Raw genomic sequence first — 4698 nt, forward strand, 5'->3', positions numbered from 1 at the left:
TGTCTTTGTGGACTGTTTTGGGATTGCAGGGTTTTGATGCTTCGGGCATCGGAACCTTGCGATTTCGTTTTTAGATTGAACGAAGCCGCTGCCGCGGCGTGAGGGGCAAGGTAGCGTAGATCGCCTCCTGGCTGAGAGGATGTGGGCGTTGGAGCCCATCCCCCTCAGACAGGAGTATCGAGATGGCCGATTTGAGCCCTCTTCGCCGCCGCATGATCGAAGACATGACCGTCCGCAATCTGTCGCCGGCGACGCAACGATCCTACATCAGCGCGGTTTCGAAGTTCAGCCGCTATTTTGGCCGATCGCCTGACCGGTTAGAGCTGGAAGACGTCCGCGCCTTCCAGGTGCATCTGGTCTCGACCGGCATCTCATGGCCGGCGCTGAACCAGATTGTCTGTGCGCTACGGTTTTTCTACGGCGTCACGCTCGGCGAGGCGCTCATCCCGGAGCGCATTCCCTATGCGCGAGAACCCCGCAAGCTGCCGGTCGTTCTCAGCGCCGACGAAGTGGTTCAGTTCCTCGAGGCCGTGTCCAGCCTGAAGAGCCGTGCCGCGCTCACCACGGCCTATGCGGCCGGACTCAGGGCCTCCGAAGTCGCGGGACTGCGGATCGAAGACATCGATAGCGCCCGCGGCGTCATCCAGGTGCGCCACGGCAAGGGCGAAGGATCGCAACGTGATGCTGTCGCCCCAGCTGCTGGGCATCCTGCGCACCTACTGGCGGCTCGCCCGGCCGCGGCTTTATCTGTTCCCTGGTCGTGACGAAGATCATCCGATCGATCAGACCGTGTTGCACGCCGCCTGCCGCTCGGCGGTGAAGGCCGCGGGCCTGACCAAGCGCGTCACGCTGCACACGCTGCGCCACAGCTTCGCGACGCATCTTCTCGAGAACGGAACCGACATTCGGATCATCCAGGTCTTGCTCGGGCACAATAATTTGTCGTCGACGGCGCGCTATACGCAGGTCGCCACTCATACCATCCGGGCGACGCAGAGCCCGCTCGACCGCCTGTCGCTGGAGGTGACGCCATCTGGATGACAGCGCGGGATGCGGGTGATGATCCGCCCCGACAGCCGCTGCAACAGGCCCGCCATCGAGATTGCCGATATTCTGCGCCGGCATGGCGACACCTATCGCCGTGACCATGCCGGTCATCTCGGTCGGGTCGAGCGGCGCGTGATGAGCGCGATCGTGGCGTGCCGGACCGAGGCGCTCGGCGGCCACATGGAGGCTTGCGACGACTGCGGCACGACACGCGTCGCCTACAATTCTTGCCTTATGGGCAGATCCGGTAATGGGGAGCTGGCGGCGAGCTGACCGCGTTTTGAGCAAGTCGCCGCCATTGCGCTCTCCATTACGAAGTGCGCTTGAGCAGCGCGAGCAGTTTGTCGGACGGCTGGAATGTGCCGCGCCGCAGATGTGGCGGCACGATCGCTTCCATGGTGTCGAGCTTTTCTGTCGGATCGCCGCGCGTGTAGACCTCGGTGGTCGTCAGCGTGGCGTGGCCCAGCCACAGCGAGACCTTCCGTATGTCTCCCGTCGCCTGCAGGACGATCATCGCGCAAGTGTGCCGGAGCACGTGGGGCGAGACGCGCTTCTTCTTCAGGCCGGGCTTGTGTCGAGCGGCAGTTGCGACGTGCTGCTTGAGCAGATACGCGAAGCCCCATCGGGTCAGCGGCTCGCCTCTGGCGTTGACGAACACCTCGGGTGCGGCGACCCGCCCGCGAACGGCGAGCCAGGCACGCCGAGCCGCGGCCGTGGTCTTCCACAAGGGCAGCGTCCGCTCCCGCTGTCCCTTGCCGAGAACGCGGACGCTCATCGACGGCAGGTCGATATCATCGATCTTCAAGCCTGTCAGCTCGGACACACGCAGCCCTGCGCTGACGGCCAGATGCAACATCGCCCGATCGCGGATGCCGTCACGCGTGGCGGGATCGGGCGCGTCGAGCACGGCTTGCAACTCATCCTTCAGCAGATAGGGAACGAGCCGTTGATCCGTCCTCTTGAACGGGATCGCCAGTACGCGGCGGATCTGCTCGAGCGCCGCCGGCTGTCGGTATTCGAGGAAGCGGAAGAACGACTTGATGGCCGCAAGCCGCACGTTGCGCGTGACGGCCGCGTTTCCGCGTACATCTTCGAGATGCTCGAGGAAGGCGCTAACGAGGCCGGCGTCGAGTTGCTCCAATGTCAGTACCGACGGCCGGACCTTCAGTCTTTCGGCGGCGAACATGAAGAGCAGCTGGAAGCTCGCGGCGTAAGAGTCCTGCGTGTGCCGGCTGGCGCCCCGCTGGCTGGCGAGCGTCTCGCGGAGGAACGCTTCGATAAGGGGACCGATCGGCGTCATGATCGCCTCCCGTCCAAGAGGTAGTCTTCACCGGCCGCGGCGACGTCGCGCATGAGATCGGCGGTCGCCTCCAGGTACCAGTAGGTCGCGTAGATGTTGACGTGGCCCATGTAGGTCGAAGGCGCCGCCATATGTGCGCCACTTCGGCTTCGTCCGGCCGGACTGCCCTGCAGCGCCCGCACCGCGAACGTGTGTCGCAGATCGTGCAGGCGCGGGCGGCGCCTCGCCGCCGGTGCGATCCCTGCCTTGCGGACCAACCTGTCGAAGGTCTCCTTGACGGCAATATAGCGCAGCGCACCGCCGTGCTTGCCGATGAACACCGGATCATCGTTCGAGCGAGGCCGGCGGCGCGCCAAATAGCGCCGCAGGCCCGCGGCGGCCGTGTCGTGAAGCGGTACCAGGCGGGTCTTGCGGAACTTGGTCTCCCGGATCAGCAAGCCGTCGCGCGTCACGTCGGCGACCGTCAGCTTCAGTGCCTCGGAGATCCTCAACCCGGTAGCCGAGAGCAGGGCGATCAAGGTCGCATAGGTCATTGAGCGCAAGCCGCCCTTGGGCCCAAGCCGCAGTGCGGCCTCGATAAGGCAATTGAACTCTGCATCCGAGTAGATATGCGGCGGGCGCCTCCTCTTGTGGGCACCGAAGTGATTGGCCGGCGGGAGCTCGTGCCGGTCGTCCTCGATCCGCACGTGGTGTACGAAGCGGCAGACGGCCTTCAGCCGGGCATCGCGCTGCGCGACGGACGGCCCGAGCGCTGCCCAGTCGATGGCAGTTTGCGCGTGCACATGCGTTTGCCCGCGCTCGGCCGCGAAAGCGGCGAAGCTCTTCAGCAGGTACTCCGCATTTGACATCGCGAAGCCAGTGGCTCGGCGGAGGTCGAGATAGGCTTCGATGGCCTTCAGCATCAGAGCACCTCCGGCCAGGGCTGCGCGATCTGCTTCAGGAGCGCGACATCGGCCTTGGCGTAATAGGCGGTCGTGTCGATACCTCGGTGCCGCAGGACCAAGCCGATCTTCTCGAGTGCCACGCCATGACGCAGCATCTCGGTCGCCGCCGTATGCCGCAGCGCGTGCGCGCCCTTGAACGGCGTAATGATGCCGGCCCGCTGCATAGCACGCCTTACCAGCGACGAGATGCCGTCGCCCCGCCGGAAGGATCCGTATGGCGCGATTGTGCGCAGGAACACATGAGCGTTCGCATGGTGCTTGGGCCGGCAGTCGACATAGGCTGCAATCGCATCGCCAACGTCTTGCGGCAGCGGCAGGCGAACCTCGGTGCGGGACTTGCCCGCGACCCGCAACGAGCCGGTCTCCCATTCGATGTCGTCGAGACGCAGTTGCGCAACGTCACCGGCCCGCAGCCCCAGACGCACCACGAGCAGGATGATCGCGCGATCGCGGCGCCGCGCTGGAGCTTCGCCGTTACAGGCCGCGATCAAACAGTTCACCTGTTCTGTCGCCAGATACCGTGGCATGTCGGCAAGCCGCCAATGGGCGCAGGCGGGAACCGCACTGTCGAGACCGGCCCGGCAGCGACCTTCGACCGCCAAGTAGCGCAGGAAAGCACGTAGGCTTGTCGTCATCTTCTCGATGGTTCCGCGCCCGCTCGTGCTCGCGAGATCCATGAAGGTGGTGCGAACGGCGGCCGCATCCCAGGTCGCCGGATCGTCCCCGAGTGCCATCAGCAAGCGGGCGACGTCACGTGCGTAGAGCCTGATGGTGGCGTCGGAAGCTCCGCGGTGCCTCCGCAGCCATGCTTTGAAGCTGGTGATCAACGACGGCTCGACGGGCGTCGCCGTCACTGCGGCGGGGCGACACACGCCGATTTCGACGAGGTACCGGCGAAAGAGCCGGGCGCCGTAGATGGTATGGTGATTGTGACGGCCGCCCTTAGCGCGTGGGCAACGACAGGTGCCCAGATGTTCACTGAAAGCCTGCAGATCGATGTCGCGCGGCAATCCTTCGCGCCCCGCCAGGACATGGCCGAGGTGCGCCGCCGCCCGCACGTATCGAACCGCCGTGTCGTCGGTATAGCCCTCGCCCTTAAGCGCCGCGGCGAAGCCATCGAGGTGCAGCCCACTCGGCCCGCTGCGCAGATGGCCCAGCATCTTCGATGCCGGGAAGTAGTTGTCCAACATGATCGTCCCCGCTTGTGACCGGCCAACAGTGGCCGAACCGACCAGGGTGCAAAGGCGTCATGTTATGGAGAGTGGAAGCGATGCAATTCACAGGAAAATCTGAGCGCCGTCACGGCAGCTCCCCATTACCGGATCTGCCCATAAGACAGGAATTATAGGCGAGGCGTGTCGTGCCGCAGTCGTCGCAAGCCTCCATGTGGCCGCCGAGCGCCTCGGT

3 protein-coding genes and 2 pseudogenes are annotated in these 4698 nt (G+C 65.0%); 2 read left to right on the top strand and 3 right to left on the bottom strand.

What is annotated here, in order from left to right:
• Positions 1-182: 182 nt before the first annotated feature.
• Positions 183-1041: pseudogene (locus tag AC0L3A_RS40010) on the top strand (tyrosine-type recombinase/integrase).
• Positions 1042-1059: 18 nt separating this feature from the next.
• Positions 1060-1278, top strand: a pseudogene (locus tag AC0L3A_RS40015) (transposase zinc-binding domain-containing protein); the annotation flags it as partial.
• A 79-nt stretch (positions 1279-1357) separates the two neighbouring features.
• On the opposite strand, the gene AC0L3A_RS40020 reads toward AC0L3A_RS40015, so the two are convergent.
• From AC0L3A_RS40020 to AC0L3A_RS40030, 3 genes are read right to left on the bottom strand one after another with little or no spacing between them, the layout of a single operon-like run.
• Positions 1358-2347: a tyrosine-type recombinase/integrase gene (locus AC0L3A_RS40020; RefSeq protein WP_473256501.1), complete on the bottom strand. Its 990-nt coding sequence runs from the start codon at positions 2345-2347 to the stop codon at positions 1358-1360.
• Positions 2344-3249, bottom strand: a complete 906-nt coding sequence (locus tag AC0L3A_RS40025; RefSeq protein ID WP_473256502.1) for a tyrosine-type recombinase/integrase — start codon at positions 3247-3249, stop codon at positions 2344-2346. The genes AC0L3A_RS40020 and AC0L3A_RS40025 overlap by 4 nt, the downstream gene beginning before the upstream one ends.
• Positions 3249-4481, bottom strand: a complete 1233-nt coding sequence (locus tag AC0L3A_RS40030) for a tyrosine-type recombinase/integrase (RefSeq protein ID WP_473256503.1) — start codon at positions 4479-4481, stop codon at positions 3249-3251. The genes AC0L3A_RS40025 and AC0L3A_RS40030 overlap by 1 nt, the downstream gene beginning before the upstream one ends.
• Between the last annotated feature and the right edge of the window lie 217 nt (positions 4482-4698).

Source organism: Bradyrhizobium sp. MI1.3 (genome assembly GCF_055811695.1).

Bases quoted from the DNA above. Each gene is read 5' to 3' on its own strand.
- AC0L3A_RS40020 (WP_473256501.1), bottom strand. From the start codon at position 2,347: ATGACGCCGATCGGTCCCCTTATCGAAGCGTTCCTCCGCGAGACGCTC.
- AC0L3A_RS40025 (WP_473256502.1), bottom strand. From the start codon at position 3,249: ATGCTGAAGGCCATCGAAGCCTATCTCGACCTCCGCCGAGCCACTGGC.
- AC0L3A_RS40030 (WP_473256503.1), bottom strand. From the start codon at position 4,481: ATGTTGGACAACTACTTCCCGGCATCGAAGATGCTGGGCCATCTGCGC.